The sequence below is a fragment of the Planctomicrobium limosum genome, from assembly GCF_051465645.1.
Classification (GTDB): Bacteria; Planctomycetota; Planctomycetia; order Planctomycetales; family Planctomycetaceae; genus Planctomicrobium.
The window spans coordinates 3949475-3969218 of the sequence record NZ_CP195790.1 but is presented as its reverse complement, the minus strand read 5'-3'; the positions used below and the strand labels follow the sequence as shown (position 1 = coordinate 3969218).

Sequence of the window (19744 nt, the reverse complement as noted above, 5' to 3'; positions counted from 1 at the left end):
AATGTCGGTCAGATAGTCTAGATCCAATTCATGCATTGCGAAATCGACAAGGTGATGTCCGACTGACGATCGTTCTAGATGAAGCACAGCGAATTCGACACTTCGATCTTCTTAAACGCATTGTCTATGAGGCCGAATCGATACCAGATTTGCGAATTCTCCTGGTTGCCGTTGACGATCCAGAGTTCCGTCAGGCATTGGCGCGTGTTGGCGTACCACTTCTTTCGATGCCGGGGCTATCTACAGGCGAGCTTGCCAACCTTGTTCAGCTTGAGAGATTTGCCACCTGCTCATTATCCGATGCTTACTTGCAACTTTTGAAAACACGCACACATGGACACGTTGGCCTCATACGCGCTGAATTAATCCGTGTCGTTACGGAAGGGAACGCTGCAAAATCTAAGGCTCGTCTTGTTGCAGCGGATTACTCTGCAGGAGCCATTCAGAATGCATTGATCGCTGGCTTTCTAGCATCCTTGAGTCCTGAAGAACATAAACTATTGCCACCTATTGCCGTTTGCCTTTCAAACGTAACGAGAAGTCGCGCGGAGGCGTTAGCTGAAAAACTGACGACCGGTCTGGGTCAATTAATGTCGCAGCAGTGGCATAGCCTCGTCGTCCGCCGCCTCGAAGAAATTGCTGCGAACGAATATCGTGTCCCCTCTTTGTATTGTGGTGAACTTGCGAGAACGCCAACTTATTCAAATGAAGCTCTCCATGTTGCAGCGGGCGAAGTGCTGACAACAAAAACAGGCGAAGGTGTCTCTGCTGCAGATTTTTGTGATGCAGTCTTTCACTTCAAGGCGGCTGGACGCGATGCAGATGCCATCCAGTACGCACGTTTCCTCTTAATTGGAGGATTGGTGCAACGAGACGCGGGATTGGTCAACTATGTGCGGTCACGCGTACTGGATCTCATCAAGTCAATTCAGCATTACGACGAAGTTATCGAATCTCTCCTAAGCTTCTGGACTATCTATTCCTTGGTGGGGCTTCGCGGAATCATAGAGATTGATTCGGAAACTGCTCAACAACTCGACAATCTCATCGAGCATGGCGAGAGATCAAGCGCAGCTGGTGCAGACGCTATTGATGCTGCCAAGAGAATTCATTTCTCAATGGCGAGCAGCCTTGGCGACACAACAACTGCATATCGATTAAGTAACCTATTCTTTGATGAGAGTGTCGATGGCGCGCCCGGAAACATTGCTGTTGGTCTCGTTCAACAGGCACTTGTTGAATCGAGCACATTTGACGTCAATGCGTTTCGATCATGGTTGCAGGCGATTCCACAATCGGCAACTTGGGGCGATGAGACCGATGAGGGCTTTCGAGTCTGGAACACGACCTTGTCGATCGCGACACGTCGTCATGTCAGTGGCTCCATGGCAGAGTTCATCTCTGATCTCAGAGAAACAGCGGATTACTGCGAGGGCGAGTCGCATCCAGCACTCGCCGGTATTCTACGGTGCATCGTTGTCCGGTTGGAAATTGATGAGCTTCGTGACTTCGATGCGGCGCTCAAGTCTTCTCAATCGATCGTAGCACCGTCGATCCGCACAGATCATCCGCTTTATTCAATCGCACTGCACCATGCCGCAGACGCATTTCGATGCCTGCGCCAATGGGCAGATGCCGAATCGATTTACAAGCAAGCAATCGATGGACTGGACGTTAATGATGATCCGCTGCTGTATGACAGTCGGCTTTCACTCTCTGTTTGCGTCGCAAGGCTGGGCCGACCTTTGGAAGCAGGCCAACTCCTCACCGAGACTGTCGAACTGGCGGAAAATGATGATGGCCTCACTGTGCGTAACGACATAAATCGACGCCTGCTTGTGGAAGCAGCACTGCTTTATTTCAATGCCAGCAGACCTCATCGTGCCGCACGCTTGCTCTATCGCTGCTACGACCTCTTGGGGCCACGGGATCATCGAAAGACATTTTGGGCGAACGTCGCAGTCTTGGCTCGAATGTTCGCAGGCGATGCCCCCATTGACGCACCGCGGCCGGAGCCTGGATTCACAATTGGAATGCAAGACGAGGACCCTCTAGCCGAGGCCATGGAACCGGTCGCGACTCCCTTTTCACTCGCCACGCTCGCAGCAAAGCTCGGATCGCCACATCGCGCAGCAATGTATTTTGATCATGCGGACAAGCTCACGCCCGATAGTCTCAAAATCCCTGCTATCAATTTGGTTAAGGTCATTCCCTTAGTTGAAGCTGAGCAGTTCACTGCTGCTGTTGTCGCCTTAGTGGAGTATTTCGATCACATCGATATCGACTGCCCACAACAGCTTCGTGCGGGACGACAGGGAGCCGAATCTTATCTTCTTCAGAGGCTTCTGTCGGGAATCACTGGTCCTAATGCCATTTCTACCAAGCGGGAACCGATTCACGAAGCAATTGAATCGGTGGTCGAAATGTCCCCCAAGTCGGCTGCGAGCCAGGCACTTCTACAGGCCCTTCGTGCACTCCTCGGTCGGATTGACGGGCAACAAGATTCGTTCGATTCCGCTTACAGTGCAGCCATAGAAGCAGGAGTGTTTCAGTTTGCTGAGGATTTGTCCCGCTATTGGCTGATCTGGCGAGGGAAGGCAGACAGATTAGATTTACAAGAAATCCTCATCTGGCAACTACGATATCTCGTCGCAATTGAGCAAACCTCCATTGCAGCTGACTATATTGATGAGCGGATTCAGTGGCTTGATGCGTTTTGGAGCCGACTTCAAATTGCAGACGACAACGGCGAAATAGCAATACTTCGTTCCTCAATCACTGACCGACCTAGGTCTTCGCTGACACGATTGGGGCGAGTGGCGGAGGTTGCCGCAAAAATGATGGATACAAAGATCTTAGTCGGGTTGGTAGCGAGCATTTCGAATTTGTCCAGAGACTCTTCAATCGCTCAGATCTGCCGACAAAGCCTCATCCCGAAGATCCTTTCGATGCACCTGCCTGCACAGCTCGACGACGTTGTCACTGCATGCAAAGAGACGGCAGAAACATTGACTGTCGCTTCGAATCCGTCGGAATTAGTCGCACCGACAATCAAAGAACTGATTAATCTAACTAGAATCGTCGAGAAGCGTGTTGTGGACATCTCCGACGTAAGGGTGATTTTGCCGCTCACGGAAGACATCAATGATATTCTCCCGAGCTGCGCAGCTGACATTTTGTCGAAATGTTTCGTTATCGGGATCAACTCTGAAGATCGCGCCCTTCAGACTCAGGTGGTAGATCGATTACTGCGGACCGACTGTAAGACGCTTTGTGAAAATCGGTCTGTTGTGATATCAACGCGGCAGATGCTGTTGGCAACCATTTTGATCGCCAAGCAGCTCAGTATTGTTCGCAATTTACGGGAAAGCTGTGTCCTCCTGGAGTCAAAGCTGGTAGGACCTTTCCAGACAAAAGAACAGCAGCGTCAGCAATTTGACGTATCTTTAGCGGCAATGCGAGCCTTCTGTGTGGAGCTGGATTCCTTGATAGACTCTCGACGAAATGATCCAAAGTCAGTGGGCGTCGTTTTGGCTGCGATGGATGGGAAAGCAAAGACTCTTCTTCAATCGTCGGCCGCCATCAAAATCGTTGAACAATGCCAGGACATCGCTAGAGAGTTGGTGCGGACAGCGGCGGATGTTCTGATTGATCGCCTGCATTATGCAGATGAAAACGCACCTGAACAGGTTCTGCCAGTTGCATCCGAATTGATAGCGATTCTAAGATCGCTTAACGATGGTGAAGGTGAAACAGCTCTGAGGGCGACTTTGTTGACTCTCCCAGACATCAGCGAAGACGTAGTTCATAAACTTGCCCCGGCTGATCATGTCATGGCAATAATGAAGAATGTCGAGGACGCTGAGCATGAATCATGGGAATCGATTGCGAACCTGCCGGATGTCGCAGATCTGACTGAATCGATCATGCGACAGTTCAATGTGCCTGAGGATCGTCGTCTCAATGTTGCAGCCGAAGCTCTCTCTATCGTGCAAATGCACTCGGAACAGCGGTTCTTTTGCCGTCATATTGCCGTCACTATGGATCTGAGCGACAGAAAGGATCCAAGTCGAGCCTGGACCTCTCCTTCCGACTTCAAGGGGTATTGTCAGCTCAAGAAAATCGAAACGAATCTATCGAGCGAAGACGCGCTGGCCGTCATGGATGGCCTCAAACGAACCACCTGCGTCGGCTGTAGTGATCGCAGCCCCATCGCCGCTTCATTGTGAAAACCACTTCGACGGTGTTTGAACCTTCGTCCGTGCCAAATTTGGCACGGACATTTCGCAACCGTGACAATAATTCTGTCAGTTTTGGCCAAGCGTTGTGTCAGAAATGACAGGAATTATGTCAGACACCATTCAGTGGGATTAAACGTCGAGATCTTTGACGTCGAGAGCGTGTTTCTCGATGAACTCGCGGCGTGGTTCGACATGGTCGCCCATCAGCACTCGGAAGATTTCTTCCGCTGACGCTGCATCGTCGAGAGTGACCTTTTTCAACAGGCGCGTCTTTGGATCCATTGCTGTATCCGCCAACTCGTCATGGTTCATTTCGCCCAGTCCTTTGAACCGGGTACGAATGAGGCCTTTGCCCCCAAGATCCCGCAATGTGCCAACCAGTTCACGCAAGCTCAGCAGACGCTTAGGAGTGTCGTGGCCGATCACCTCGTACGGATAGACTTGCTCGGCGTTCTTCATGCCTGCAACAAGCAGATCGTTCAGGGAGAGTTGGAACTTCTCCTGCAACTCTCGCAGAACCTGATTCACAGTACGGACCTCAAACAGGTCTGCCTTGGAAATCGATTCAACGACAGGAGCGTCACTGCTCTCGGCCTCTGCACCTTCAACCGGCTTTGTTTCGAGAACAACCTGACTACTCTGAGCCGCAAGGAACGCATCCATCTCTTCTCGGGTCGCGAACCAACGTTCGTCTGTCCCTTTGATGGTTCGGTATCGTGGCAGCAACCCTTCTGGTGTTGCGTGCTCACTTGCCAGGCGTCGCAGAGAAATTCCGCGTCGTTCCAATGCTTCGAGTGGTTCTTCAATCACACTTAAAGCGAGTGCAAGTTCCCTTAACTGTGGTCCGGAAATTTCACGACGCTCGAGTGTTCCAACTGACTGGCCTTTGACCAAACTTTCACGAGGAAACAGAATCAGCGTTGCAGGTTCCAGACCGAGGTCCAACAGTTCGCCCATCATCTCCTGATGAGTCTGAACGTACCGTGGCTTCTGGTTACGCTTGCCTTTCGACATCACGCGATACAAAGGCGGCTGAGCGACATAGACGCAACCTTGCTTCAACAGTTCCCGCATGTGACGGAAGATGAAGGTCAGCAGCAGCGTACGAATGTGAGAACCGTCGACATCGGCATCTGTCATGAGAATGATCTTCCCATAACGACGCTTGGCAATGTCGATCTCTTCAGCCATCGGAGCAATTCCGATTGCCTTGAAGAGAGCGGTCACTTCGGTGTTGGCCAGCACCTTGATCAGCTGGGCTTTTTCGACGTTGAGAATCTTACCTCGCAACGGCAGGACCGCCTGGTACAACGAATCCCGTCCCTGGTCGGCGGATCCACCGGCCGAGTCCCCTTCCACCAGGTACAGTTCAGAAGTGGCGAGATCGTGTTTACGACAATCACGCAGCTTCTCTGGCAATCCTCCACCAGAAACACGGTTCTGGCTGCGAGCCATATCGCGGGCACGTCGAGCGGCCTCGCGTGCTTCAGCGGCTCTTAATCCCTTTTGGCAGATGTTCTTGGCGATCGATGGATTCTCTTCGAGGTACTTCGAGAGGACATCACCAACGACGGAGTTGACGGCACCTTCCACTTCAGGGTTCGTCAGCTTGATTTTCGTCTGCGATTCGAACTGTGGATTCGGAATACGCACAGTGACAACGGCAGCCAATCCTTCCCGGAAGTCATCCCCGGCCGGATTCATGTCTTTGAACAGGTTGTTCGCTTTGCCGTAATTATTCAGCGTTCGCGTGATGGCGGTTTTGAACCCGGAGAGGTGCGAGCCCCCTTCCGAGTTGGAAATCCCGTTCGCAAAGCAACGAACTGCTTCCGAGTAGCCTTCATTCCATTGCATCGCAATGTCGACTTCAACAGTCTCAATCGCTCCCCGGACGCGAATGACGTCAGAGTGCAATGCGGTTTCAGTTCGGTTAATCCATTTCACAAACTCTGCCAGTCCGTCTTCATAAAAGAAGGTGTCAGACTGTCCGGTTCGCTCGTCAGAAAGATTAATCCTCACACCGGCATTCAAGAATGCACAGTCCTGAAGGCGCTTGTGCACAACGTCGTAGTTGAATGTCGTGTTTGGAAAGATGGTTCCATCCGGCTTGAAAGTGACCTTCGTTCCGGTCTCTTCAGTCGGGGCTCCTTGAGCCAGTGGAGTTTCCAGGCGACCTTTGGCGAATCCGATGGTCCAGCTGAAGCCGTTACGGCAAACTTCGACTTCCAGCCACTCACTACAGGCATTCACAGCGGTGACACCGACCCCGTGAAGTCCCCCGGTCCCAACGGCATAGGCTTTCCGGTCGAACTTTCCTCCGGCGTGGATCTCGGTGAAGACGACTTCAATCGCCGGCTTCCCTTTCTCCTTCATCAAGTCGACAGGAATCCCGCGACCATCATCACTGACGGTGACAGATCCGTCCCCGTTGATCTTCACGTTCATGACGGTCGCATAGCCGTTCGCGTACTCATCGAGCACGTTATCCGTCACTTCGTAAATCAGATGGTGCAGACCTGAGAGGTCAGTTCCGCCGATATACATCGCAGGTCGGTGTCGAATCCCTTCGATCCCTTCCAGATGCTGAATTTTATCGGCGCTGTAATCGTCAGATTTCTTTTTGTCGCTCATCTTAACTTCTGCCGTGAAGTGTCGTTTTTTCGAATTCCCATTGTAGCGAATTCTTCCCTTTGGGGTCAGTATCAGTTCGCTGCTGTTTTCCGCTTCCAGCAGAACCGAGAACGAACAGAACTCAAAGGGAGCAAAAAACTTGCTTTCGCTCGAACCTTCAGTCAGATCGAATAAGCCCGAAGACAGATCCAGACCGACAAAATGGGCGTCCAGACGGAGTAAAGCAGCTCAGTGTTCCACAAGAGAGCGTTATTTTATGTCCCGACGGAGTTTAAATCGCAAATCTTTGATGCGTCCAAACTCTCCACTTTCGCGGATTCGGTCTAAGAGCTCGAGTTTGTGAAACGAAGCCAGTTCGCTCAGCAAGGAAGAATTAGCGACGCCAATCTGCAGAATCCCTGCCCTGAGGCTTAGAACTTTTGTTTTAGACGCGATCTCTGCGTCAACAATCTTCTTCCACTGGTCCTGTAACTGCTTGTCTCCCTGAGATCGGCCATACCCCCGTAATGCAAACAGGCTCGACAACACACTGCCCAAGCTTTCTGGCTCAGATGTGTCGTAGGGCCTGTCTCGTTCGCCTGGGACCGGACTCATGACGCTTCCTGTCTGGTAATCTGTGAGCAGCAATCCCCTGCTCTTCCTGAAACCCGATCAGCGTTCAATCCGACTCCACCATTTCAGGTTAATTGTCTCTGGTCAATGGCATCACGACGTAGGTGTAGTTGTCCTCAACAGAGAACACAGCCGCACTGTTGCCGTCGATCAGACTGAGTGTCACAGGTCCAGCGGAATCGAGGACTCGCAGGAACTCCTGAACAAATCGGGGATCGAACGTCACTTTAATGGCGTCCCCTTCGAAGCTGATCGGAATCTGAATTCGGGAACTTCCCACATCCTGACCAAGACTTGTCAGAGTCAGTGTTCCGTTCTGGAACGAGAAGTCGACCCCGCGACTTTCATCGTTCGTCACGATCATTGCCTGACGAACTGCAGACAGGAACGGGCCAGCAACAAACTCGATCTTTGCTGTCGATCCCTGAGGAATCACGTCCTGATACTTCGGGAATCGGCCTTCGACCAGACGCGAGTAGATCGTCGAGTTACCGCTCTGAATTAAAACATGGTGCGGGTGAATCGCGAGATGAACTTCCTGATCGTCATCATGAATTGACCGGTCAATCAGAGACATCGCTTTGGCAGGAACGACAGGTCGACCAATCTCTTCACCCGATACTCCGTGAGCAGCACAGGAGATTCTCACCACGGAAAGACGGCGTCCATCGGTGGCAGCGAGAGTCAGATTGGTATTGTCGACTTCAACGAGCAATCCCCCGAGTGCGTAACGAGTGCTTTCAACATCTGTCGCAAAGATGGTGCGTTGAATCGCCTGTTTGAATGTCTTCCCGGTGACAACGTAATAATTCTGGTCTTCGAACTTCGCCACGTTCGGAAACTGCGCCGGATCTTCAACACTCAGACGGAATTCACTCTGTGAGGTTCGAATCCAGAGTGCGTCTTCGTTGACTTCAATCTGGATCGTGTCGTCCTGGACTTCACGCAGGATGGCTGTGATGCGTTGTGTTGGTAACAAGGCTTCACCGGCAGAGTCAGACACGATTCCGTCGAGTTCATACCGAACCCCGACTTCTTCGTCGGTTGCAAGCAAGGTTGCTTTGCCGTCATTCAGCGTCAGTTTGACGTTCCGCAGAATTTCTTTTGGAGAGCGTTGTGGAACGACACCACTCACGATGGAAAAAGCTGATTGCAGTACGTTCTTCGGGACGCTGAGTTTCATGTCGGTGTGTGCTCTTTGAACAATGCATGACCTTGGCTCCCCTGGGAGCCTCTCCAATGATTTAAAGGTAGCATTACTCTTATCAGAAGGCGGTGTTCGCTGTGGATTGTTCTTTTGATTGTATCACAACTCGATGAAAGATAGAAGTTTACGATTTTCTCACATCAGAAAACTCGCGTCGATATCCCGTTCATGAATCGTTGAGAAACTGCGGAGAACTTGTGTACAGAATTTGAGTTTCAAACACCCGAAAATTTGCACGGAAAAGCCGCCCGAAACTCGTGCACAAACTCTCCACGGATTTCAAACACGTTATCGACGTCAATTTGACTCTGTTTCATTGGTGGGCAGGCGGTTGAATCAACGATTTCCAAAACCTGATGAAAAGCGTCTCGATGATCAAGTTGCGCGGTGTCGCAGTAAATTACAAGCAACATGTCCGCAACCTGGTTCCGGAAGATGGGCGGACGAGGTGTTTACGACTCAGCCAACTGCGAGTCGAAGGTGCGTCGACTCTGAATCAACGGTGAATTGATGCGAACGGGGAGAGCACGTCTCAACCGACATCGGTTTATTGGTCGCTGAAAGACGGTGCAGTGTGTTGCACTTGCATGGCGTTGACCTGATTTCGGCCATTCGACTTGGAGAAATAGAGGGCTTTGTCCGCGCAACGAATGAGTTGATCGGTGTCAGTATGAGACGGCAGTGATTGTGCGACGCCGATACTGATTGTCGCTTGCGGACCGAACCAGGGGCCCTCTTCAACAGATCGACGAATCTCTTCTGCGAGTTCCATTCCAGTGGTCAGATCCGTGTTCGGAAGCAACACGGCAAATTCTTCGCCACCATTGCGTGCGACAATGTCGTCAGGGCGGGAACACATCTTGAGGATTTCAGCGACGCGGCACAACACCTGGTCTCCCTGCTGGTGACCATGAGTGTCGTTGAGTGATTTGAAGCGGTCGACATCCATCATGAGCAGCGTCAGCGAAGTCTCGTTCCATTGGGACCGAATGAACTCTTCGTCGAGACGCTGTTGTAAGAAGCGTCGATTATAGAGCAGCGTCATGGAATCAGTGATTGACTGTGACCGCAACTGCGTATTGAGCGATTCAAGCTGCCGTTGATATTCGATCTGTTGCTGTTCGGCCAGCTTCCGATTGGTGACATTTCTCATGATCGAATAGATCCCGGCGGAATCATCCGAGTCTGGGGCGACAGCAAATGTGCAATCAACGTTGATGGTGGTTCCCTGTCTGGTGATGACTCGGACTTCGAGGTACCCGGTCGGTTCCCGGTGCCAGACTTTACTGATGGCTTCTTCCCAGTTCGGCCTGTCCTGTGGATGGATCAGATCCTTCACACTCAGGTTTTTCATCGTTTCAGACGTGTACCCGATCAATTTGGACCATGCAGCATTTGCACAGGTCAGTTTGCAGTCCGGGGTCATGGCGATCATCAGATCAGAAGTATTCTGAATCAGGATCTGATAGCGCTGATTTCTGATGGCACTCGTCTCCCACGCGCAACGTTGCTCTGCGATTGCGGCGGCAAATGTGAGGTGCGAGATCGACAACAGCTCCAGAAAGACTTGAACGATCAGAATCTGGTCTGAAAGGAGCATTCCAGGGTGTATGGGAGCCTCAATCTGAGTGGACTTCCAAAGGACAATCACTGTCGTCACAAGATTGGCGATCGCGACTCCGAGCATCTCGAATCGCATTGCGATCCATAACATCAGAAGGAACGTCGAATAGATCGCTGTCAGTCCGTATAAGTCGGTCGATAAAAAAGACAAACCGACCACCGCAGCACTGGCGATACTCGCTTCAATGACTCTTGAGAATCGCTCGGGATGTCTGAATTTTTGATTTCCGCATACCAGAAAAAGAGGAGCGACAACTAAGGCACCGAGTGTTGTGGCGGACCACCAGGAATACCACACAATCCAGAATCGAGCATCGGTTATTGTGCTGAGGGCGGTGGCGGCAATGTAGCCTCCCAGACATGCTGGCAGGAGCACGGCGACGCAGGAAAATGTCAGGACATTAGTGAGGTTTGAAAGCGAAAACGTCTGGCCGTTCACCGTCAGCCGCCGCAGTATGAGAGCACCAGAGACCGCTTCGATGGTGTTTGCAAACCAGATTGCAGAACTGATGGAAAGAGGCAGGTCATGCCACCCGACATGGCAGATCGTCGACGCACACCAGGCAGTTGCAATCATCGCTGGCCAGAGATGTCTCGGAGCATAGATCAGCGCGGCGAGATAGATACCTGAAGGTGGCCAGATCGTTGCGATGACTTCTTTGAAGGAGAGCTGCATTCCAAGATAGGCAGCAGCCAGCCAGGCACAGAAAAAGATCAATAACCCCACGCAGGGCTGAAGAACCCTGCGGAGTTTCGTCAGAGAAACCAATGATATGGGAGCCCGACTCACGGTGGGGTGTCCTGAAAATTTTGTGTTTTCAATAACAATCCGTGTTGTGCGTTTTAATGTTTCAGTTGAATCGTGTGTGATCCACTCAGGACACGGTATTCAAGCTGACATCATCAACATTGCATGCGTTGAGCTCTCTTGACGGTGCGTGATTCCCCTTGTTTTTGACTTTCCTGATTTCTTGTGTTGATTCTTACGCTTAAACGGCCTTTTGAATGATGCGATACTTTCATATGCGATTGAGTATCAGCTTCTGCGATCAAGGGACGCAGGTGTGAATGAGTCGTGCAGGTGTGCAAATCAGTGCGGCTGCGACGTTTTCAGTGGAACGAATCGGACAGCACCAAAGAGATTTGTGCTGTGAGGCGGAATGCTCAGCGAGAAGAGTGGACCTTGAGGGGCACACGTTGCCTGAGTAACGCAGAATTGCTCAGAACCAATCTGTATCGGAACCCAACATGAATACAGGAAAAACAGGTTGCGTTTAACAGAATCAAGTTCTGGCACGTACGTAATATTTGAGACGCGCGACTCTGGAAATTTCCTGGAATCCACACCTTGGGAACCAGCTTTAATGCAGTTCAGACGAATTTCGGTGGAGCCCAACATCCGAGAGAACGACCGTTTGACTCACGATCATTTGTGGACTGGTTCCGTCTGTGGATTCAGCCGAGCCTTCACCAGATCAATAAAAGCCCGTTGAATGGGGTTTTCGGTGATTCGCTTGATGCTGTAGCCATAAATGATCGACGACGGAAGGCAGTGTTTCAAACTTCGCTCTTCGATGTTCGGGTCCTTCGGTGGGTTAGCAATGACCCGACCGACTAACCCAATTCCGTGTCCTTGTTTCACACAGCTGCGAATCGATGCCGCGAGAATCAATTCAAAACCTCGACCGGGGTGATTGAACGCACCGACTCGTTCGAGAATGGCGCGGCCTTCATTATTCGGATACGAGTCAGGATGGTTGAGAATCGGGTACTTCGAAAGATCCTCAGGGGTGATCTTTTTGCGTTTTGTCAGCGGGTGCCCAGGCTGCATGATGACCATCTGCTCGATCTCGTACATCCGCTCACTGACGAGTTCATCAGGGCGTCGACAACAGAAGCTGTCTCCAATGACGAGATCGACCTCTCCCGCCTCCAACATTTCATTCCCAAGCGACTCAAATGACTCCCGCATCATCAATTTGACGTCGGGAAAGAGCTGTCGAAACTCTTTGATGACCGGAAGTAGATCGTCTGTATAGCTTCGAGGAGGAGCCGCAACTGAAAGTGATCGTGGAGCAGTTCCACATGCCTCCCGGAATCGAATAAGCAAGGATTCGAACTCGGCGACCATCGGAGAAGCGAGTTCTGCGAGCAATCGCCCGGATTCAGTCAATTCGCTCCGCCGCCCGTCCGATTCAACTAAAGTGATGCCGAGAAGTTGTTCAAGTGCTCTAATCTGTTTCCAGACAGTAGGATGCGATACTTCAAGAGAGCGTGCGGCGGCCGCCATACTGCCAAGTCGGGCGGTTTCACAGTAGCTGCGCAGTTGTGAGTAGGATAAATCTTTGTAAAGCGTTGTGATCTGAGGATTTACAGACATCAAATTCACCACGATTTAAGTATTGCATTTCATCTAAACTGTAATTGCAAACTGTTATACCAGATGCAGGGTGACTTTTGACAATGGTGGAACTATGATCAATAATCAAACATTATTGAAATATGCTCGCCTGATTTTGCCCACTCCTCACGGTTTCCTCATTCCTTAATCGATAGGTGAGGTGTTCATGCAACCGTTCTTCACCCGAATCCTGCCGCTTCGTTTCCTCACTCCCTTCGTGGGCGTCTCGCTCGGACTCAGTTCCGTTGTATCGCCAGCCGCGTTGCCCGGAGTTGCTTCTGCTGCAGAGGTCAGCGATGAAGACCTGAAGTTCTTCGAAAACAAGATTCGCCCCATCCTGATTGAACGCTGCGCAGATTGTCATGGCGCAGATTCGCAGGAATCCGGCCTGCGCATGGATACGTACTCAGCAATGCTGAGCGGCGGAACGTCTGGCCCTGCCGTCGTTCCCGGGAAAATCGATGAAAGCCTGATGATTGCGGCGATCGAGTTTAAAGACACGTCGCTGCAGATGCCTCCTGATGGCAAAATGCCGACTGCTGAAATCGAATTGCTGAAAGAATGGGTGAAACGGGGAGCTCCGCATCCTGAAAAGAATTCCAGCCCAGGGGTTCAGCCACGTCGCAGTGCAATTGATCTGGATGAAGCAAAAAAATATTGGGCATTCCAGCCAATCGCAAAACCGCCTGTCCCGGCAGTTGAGAACAAGGACTGGAGTCGGAATCCAATCGATGCGTTTCAGTTCTCGTTGTTGAAACAACAGGGCCTGACACCGGTTGCTCCTGCTGACAAACAGACTCTGATTCGCCGAGCGACCTTTGACCTGATCGGGTTGCCTCCAACACCAGAAGAAATTCAAAACTTCGTCGCAGACACTTCTGCAGACGCATTTGAAAAAGTGATCGACCGTCTGCTTGCTTCTCCACAATATGGGGAACGTTGGGGACGTCACTGGCTCGATGTGGCACGCTACGCCGACAGCAATGGTCTCGATGAAAACGTCGTACACATTGATGCCTGGAAGTACCGTGATTATGTCGTCAGCTCATTCAATGCTGACAAGCCGTTTGATCGATTTGTCACCGAACAGCTTGCAGGCGACATTCTGCACAAGCAAAAAGTCGATGCAGGGACAGCGACAGATGATGATCTGTATCTGTTGATCGCAACGGGTTACATGTCCGTCGGAGCCAAGGTTCTTGCTGAACCTGATCCGATGAAGATGGAAATGGACATCATCGACGAACAGATCGATACCATTGGGCAATCATTGCTGGGCCTGACCCTGGCCTGTGCTCGATGCCATGATCACAAGTTCGATCCAATTTCGACTGCGGATTATTATGCTCTTGCAGGAATTCTGAAGAGCACTAAGACGATGACCTCTCACAAGATCGTCGCGAAGTGGAATGAACACGTTGTTGCTCCGGCAGCTGACGTCAAAGCGAAGGCGGAACGTGATGCGGTCATCGCTGCGAAGCAGAAGGAGATCGATGATCTCGTCAAAGCTTCAAACGCAGAAGTCCTCAAACAGATGGGCGCTGCCGAAGGGGCCGCTGTCCCGAAAGATGCTGAAAGCAAATACCCTGCGGAAACAAAGAAGCAGCTGGCTGATTTCCGTGCAGAACTGAAGGCCTTGAAAGACGCGAACCCTGAACTGCCAACGGCGATGGGTGTTGTCGATGGGGCAACTCTCAGCGACGTCCGCATTCATGTTCGTGGAAGTCACCAGACACTGGGCCGTTCCGTTGCCCGCGGTGTCCCTGAAGTTCTGGCTCCTGAAAATCCTGTTGCGATTCCAGAGACAACAAGTGGTCGACTGCAGTTTGCTGAGTGGGTTGTTAAGCCGACAAATCCATTGACCGCCCGAGTCGCTGTGAACCGGATGTGGCGATGGCATTTTGGACAGGGTCTGGTCGGAACAACCGATAACTTTGGCGAATTGGGGACTCGTCCTGCGAATCCACAGTTGCTTGATTGGCTTGCCGCTCATTTCATCGAGTCAGGCTGGTCGTTCAAGACGATGCACAAAGCGATTATGTTGTCGAATACTTACCAGATGAGTACTGCGACACATGTAGCAAATTCAGCAATCGATCCAGATAACCAGTTCCAATGGCGTGCTAAAGTTCAACGTCTGGAAGCAGAACAGATTCGGGATGCGTTGCTGGCAGTGAGTGGATCATTGGACACCACGATGGGAGGAACTTTGATTACTCTCAAGAAGTGGGAGATGGTGTTCAATCACACTTCGAAAGATGGCACAGGCTACGATACGAACCGCCGTTCAATTTATCTGCCGGTGATCCGAAATAACCTGTACGATGCGTTCTCGCTGTTTGATTATTCAACAGCAGACGTTCCGGTTGGAAGTCGCGAAACATCAACAGTCGCCCCACAAGCTTTGTTCATGATGAACAGTCCCCTTGTGATCGACGTTGCTGAAGCGCTGACGGACCGATTGATTCGGGAGCGCCCAGAGGAAAATGCCCGGATTCAACGCTTCTACGAACTTGCATTCGGACGTAGTCCTACCGAGGTAGAACAGCAGAGAATTTTGAGCTATGTCAAACGTCTTGAGCGGGAGTTAATCACTCAGGGTGCCGAATATGATCCACATCGTGCTGCATGGATTGCCGCGATTCAGAGTTTGTTGTCCTCCAACGAATTCGTCTATGTGAACTGATTCGCGGAGGGGTTCGAGAGTGTTCGAATCCCTGTGATTGTCGCTACAGGTTCTGATGAAATGTCAAACCTGATCCATTCCGGGAGTGGAACGATGTTGAACGAAAATTCATTCGATACTGTCAACCGTCGCTGCATGCTGAAGAACTCCGCTGTCGGGTTCGGATACCTCGCGTTGCAGGCGATGTTGCAGGATGGCAAGGCCTCGGCGAATACTGCTCGCCCTGCCGTGCAAAGTCCATTTCACTTTGCACCACGTGCCAAGCGGGTCATCTTTCTGTTCATGAAAGGTGGTCCGTCGCACATGGACACATTCGAGTACAAGCCAAAGCTCCAGGAAGACGACGGCAAGCCGCTTCCATTCGACAAACCCCGTGTCCAGTTTGCTGCAACCGGCGATCTTCTCGGGTCTCCCTGGAAGTTCCAGCAGTACGGGGAAAGTGGCAAGTATGTCAGCGAACTCTTCCCGTATGTTGCTCAATGCGTCGATGAAATCTGCTTCCTGCACTCGCTGCACGGAACAAACGCCGCTCACGGTGGTGCGCTGCTGAAACTGCATACTGGTAGCGACAACTTTATTCGCCCGAGTATGGGTGCCTGGGTGAACTATGGCCTGGGGAGCGAGAACGAGAATCTGCCTGGCTTCATTACCATCTGCCCGACACTCGCGCACGGGGGAGTGAAGAACTGGGGATCTGCTTTCTTACCAGCTCGATTCCAGGGAGTGCCGCTCGGCGTTGCAAGCCGCCCTTCAACTGAAGCAAAAGTGAAGTTCATCGAGAACGAACACTGGTCATCACCAGTTCAACGTGCTCAGCTGGATTTGCTTGGCGAACTGAATCGTCAGCACCTGACAGAATCAGGCGTTGATCCATCTCTGGAAGCCCGCATCCAGTCATTCGAACTGGCATACCGGATGCAGATGGAAATGCCGATGGCCCAGAATCTGGCAGAAGAAACTCCAGAAACTCTGGCACTCTATGGTATGGACAACAAAGTCACTGAAGATTTTGGTCGTCAGTGCCTTCTCGCCCGTCGATTCGCAGAACGTGGTGTCCGCTTCATTCAGGTCACTCATAGTGATACCCATGTGCAATGGGATCAGCACGGCGACCTGCGAAAAGGTCACACCAAGAACGCGCTGGAAGTGGATAAGCCAATCGCTGGCCTGTTGAAGGATTTGAAGCAGCGTGGTCTTCTTGAAGACACCTTGGTTCTCTGGGGGGGCGAGTTCGGACGTACTCCAGTCAGTCAAGGCGGTGGGAAAGACGGCCGCGACCACAACCCTGAAGGCTTCACAATGTGGATGGCCGGGGCTGGGGTGAAAAAGGGCTTCAGCTATGGTGCGACGGATGAGTATGGTTACTATGCTCAGGAAAACCGGATGCACATCCATGATCTTCATGCGACGATGTTGCACATTCTCGGAATGGACCACGAGCGACTTACCTATCGTCATGCCGGACGTGATTTCCGTCTGACAGACGTCCACGGTGTCGTTCACAAAGACATTCTGGCATAGGTTTAAAAAAACTCGTGTTTTTTGGACAGGAGTAGATTGTTCTGTTCGATTCAGCCAGTTCTTTTGACACTGGCTGTTTTACATTCGTCGCGACGCAATACACTCCTGATCAAGTACTTTTCACACATCTCGTCGGTCTGGCAAAACTCAGGCCGACTTCATTTTTCATAATTTAATAAACTGATGGATTGAGTTGTGCTGCGCACGCTGAATGTGCGCTGATGGTGATTGCTATCAGCCTCAGGTCCAGCGAACGCCCATGATCGATCGCTCGCGTTCAATTGAATTGGATCACCATGTCTGAGGCACAGTCTCGTCATCTTTTGTTTAATCCAGAAAACTGGGCAGGAAAAACCTATCTCAATACCGCTGCTGAAGGGTTGCCACTTCAAAGTTGTATATCAGCAGTCATGCAATACCTGCAGGACAAATCGCAGGGGGAACCAGGGCGAGTCAGTTTCTGGAAGGTCTACGAAAAGGCACGTGAAGTCGCTGGCCGACTGTTTGGTGCAACTGCTGAACAAACCGCTCTTGTCAGCAGCACGACGGAAGCACTTTCGACACTTGCAAACGCAATTGACTGGAAGCCTGGCGATGAAGTGATCTTCACTTCGGTCGAGTTCCCTTCCAATATGTTCCCTTGGGTCGCGTTGCAGAAGAAGGGCGTCATCACCCGGGTTGTCAGTCCCCGAAATGGACTGGTTCATATTGAAGACCTGATTGAGCAGATCAACCCTCGCACACGGCTGGTGACTTTGAGCCAGGTGAGTTACGCGACGGGACAGCATCTGGACCCGCGACCGATCTGGGAGAAGGTCAAAAACACGGACACGCTGCTCTGTGTGGACGCGACTCAGGCTGCTGCTCGAGTTCCCGTTGATGGACAAATTGCCGACTTCACAATCGCGAGCGCATTCAAGTGGATGAACTCGATTCACGGCACAGCGATCATGACTGTCAGTGATCGAGCGCTGAAAGCGGGATTGAATGGTCCTGCCGGGTGGTTGTCAGCAGAATCCTGCTTTGCCCCGGATCGCTTGGAACGTTTCCATGCACGATCGGACGCGCAGCAGTTTCAGGCAGGCATGCCGAATTTCGATTCGGTGTATTCACTTGCCGCCGCGATGGAGTTTCATACTCCAGCGGTCGTCGAACGTCGCCGTGCTGAGCTTGAGCCCCTGGTCAAAATGCTTTACGAGGGGCTTCGAGAATTTGGTTTGAATGTCCTGTGTCCAGGTACCGCAGCGGATCGCGCAGGGATTGTGCCGTTTACTTGCATGGAGGCTCCATTGGTGAAAGGGCACCTGCTGGAGCAAGGAATTGCTGTCCAAGGTGATGACAATCGAGTTCGAGCTGCAATCCACTGGTATACCACTTCGGATGAAGTGCAGCGGTATTTGCTGGCGATTCGAAAGCTTTTGGATCAATCAGAATTTCGTGCGTTGATGCTGGCGAAATAGCTTTTCTGGGCCGTGCGAATCGGAAGACACCTTCCTTTAGAAGTCACTGCGAACACCATGAGTACTGAACTGAACGACATCCCAAACCGACGCATCTGGACAAATACAGCTGAATGTCTGGATCCGGTTGAAATTCTTCAGGATCTGGTGGCACTCCCAAGTGTGAATCCGATGGGCAAAGAGCCGGTTGCAGCGACCGACTTTGAGCATCGCATGACAGCCTGGCTGGTGGATTTCTTTCAACAGCTCGATGTCCCGTACGAGATTCATGAGGTCTCACCGGGGCGATGCAACGTGGTCGCGCGGTATGACTCTCCCAATGCGACTCAAACGATCATGCTCGATGCCCATCAGGACACTGTCCCTGTTGACGGCATGACAATTCCCCCATTCAAGCCAGAGATTCGTAACGATCGTCTCTATGGCCGCGGGGCGTGCGATGTCAAAGGGGGAATGGCTGCGATGCTTGCCGCCTTCGCAAGAATCGTGCAGGAAACTCCGTATGGTGCTGCGAATGTCGTTATGTCATGCACCTGTGACGAAGAGTTTACAGCCACCGGTGCGGCACACCTTGCGGATCAATGGAAGAAGCGGGACGCGACCGAATCACTGGTTGCGACTCCACCGGACATTTGTATTGTGGCCGAGCCGACTGAACTTCACGCAATCGTTGCACATCGCGGTGTCGTGCGTTGGAAGCTGAAAACAAACGGTGTTGCCTGCCATAGCTCACGTCCGCATGAAGGTGTGAATGCGATCTATGCAATGTCCCAGATTTTGCAGGTGATCCAACAATACATTGCTGAGTTGCCGCAGTTCACTCCCTATCACGATCTTTGTGGGACAGCGACTCTGAGTGTTGGACGAATCATCGGCGGAACGAGCGTCAACATTGTTCCTCATGAATGCATCATCGAAATCGATCGTCGGCTCGTCCCGGGTGAAGATCCGAAGCAAGTAATTCCTCATCTGGAAGCCTATTTGCGTGAGCGTGTGAATGTCGATTTCGAAATGCTTCCGTCATGGATTGAAGCGGGAGCACTTTCGGACGCAGATAATGGTCCGTGGTCCGACAAACTGTTGGCACAGGTAGAAGCGGTCAGTGGTCCGCACGAGAAGCAAGGTGCCTGGTACTGCACGAATGCAGCAGCATTTTCCGAAGCAGGAGTTCCATCGATTGTTTTCGGCCCGGGATCAATTGCCCAGGCTCATACAGCAGACGAATGGATTGAAGTCGCACAATTGCGTCAGGCTTGTGAAATCTATTACCGACTCTGCGTCGAATAGAGTTGATTGCTGCCGAAATACATTGAATGCCTTTGAGATGAATGCGATTGAGACTTCGCTTTTTGCGAGGAAAGA

Annotated in this window: 10 protein-coding genes; 5 read left to right on the top strand and 5 right to left on the bottom strand. The window is 51.5% G+C overall.

Translation table 11 applies throughout. The annotated features are described in order from the left end of the window. The first annotated feature begins 35 nt into the window (after positions 1 to 35). A complete protein-coding gene (locus SH527x_RS15135; protein WP_437191518.1) occupies positions 36 to 4229 on the top strand; it encodes a hypothetical protein in 4194 nt (1397 codons plus the stop codon). A 141-nt stretch (positions 4230 to 4370) separates the two neighbouring features. On the opposite strand, the gene SH527x_RS15130 is transcribed toward SH527x_RS15135, so the two are convergent. From SH527x_RS15130 to SH527x_RS15110, 5 genes are all read right to left on the bottom strand, one after another. Beyond that, a complete protein-coding gene (locus tag SH527x_RS15130; protein ID WP_437191517.1) occupies positions 4371 to 6872 on the bottom strand; it encodes a DNA gyrase subunit B in 2502 nt (833 codons plus the stop codon). Between the two features lie 249 nt (positions 6873 to 7121). Continuing rightward, the gene (locus SH527x_RS15125; RefSeq protein WP_437191516.1) at positions 7122 to 7466 is read right to left on the bottom strand and encodes a DUF721 domain-containing protein; all 345 of its coding nucleotides are present in this window, start codon (positions 7464 to 7466) and stop codon (positions 7122 to 7124) included. 88 nt (positions 7467 to 7554) lie between these two features. Next, complete coding sequence (gene dnaN / locus SH527x_RS15120) at positions 7555 to 8667, bottom strand: DNA polymerase III subunit beta (protein ID WP_437191515.1); 1113 nt, start codon at positions 8665 to 8667, stop codon at positions 7555 to 7557. A 571-nt stretch (positions 8668 to 9238) separates the two neighbouring features. Beyond that, positions 9239 to 11041: a diguanylate cyclase gene (locus SH527x_RS15115; protein ID WP_437191514.1), complete on the bottom strand. Its 1803-nt coding sequence runs from the start codon at positions 11039 to 11041 to the stop codon at positions 9239 to 9241. A 699-nt stretch (positions 11042 to 11740) separates the two neighbouring features. Continuing rightward, on the bottom strand, positions 11741 to 12694 hold the full coding sequence (locus SH527x_RS15110) for a LysR family transcriptional regulator (protein ID WP_437191513.1): 954 nt from the start codon (positions 12692 to 12694) through the stop codon (positions 11741 to 11743). 187 nt (positions 12695 to 12881) lie between these two features. On the opposite strand from SH527x_RS15110, the gene SH527x_RS15105 reads away from it, so the two are divergent. The 4 genes from SH527x_RS15105 (at position 12882) to SH527x_RS15090 (ending at position 19669) form a co-directional block, all read left to right on the top strand. Continuing rightward, positions 12882 to 15401, top strand: coding sequence for a DUF1553 domain-containing protein (locus tag SH527x_RS15105; RefSeq protein WP_437191512.1), 2520 nt, complete (start codon positions 12882 to 12884; stop codon positions 15399 to 15401). 93 nt (positions 15402 to 15494) lie between these two features. Beyond that, complete coding sequence (locus tag SH527x_RS15100; protein ID WP_437191511.1) at positions 15495 to 16922, top strand: DUF1501 domain-containing protein; 1428 nt, start codon at positions 15495 to 15497, stop codon at positions 16920 to 16922. A gap of 296 nt (positions 16923 to 17218) precedes the next feature. After that, positions 17219 to 18382, top strand: coding sequence for an aminotransferase class V-fold PLP-dependent enzyme (locus tag SH527x_RS15095; protein WP_437191510.1), 1164 nt, complete (start codon positions 17219 to 17221; stop codon positions 18380 to 18382). A 57-nt stretch (positions 18383 to 18439) separates the two neighbouring features. Beyond that, positions 18440 to 19669, top strand: a complete 1230-nt coding sequence (locus SH527x_RS15090; protein WP_437191509.1) for a M20 family metallopeptidase — start codon at positions 18440 to 18442, stop codon at positions 19667 to 19669. The last annotated feature ends 75 nt before the right edge of the window (positions 19670 to 19744 follow it).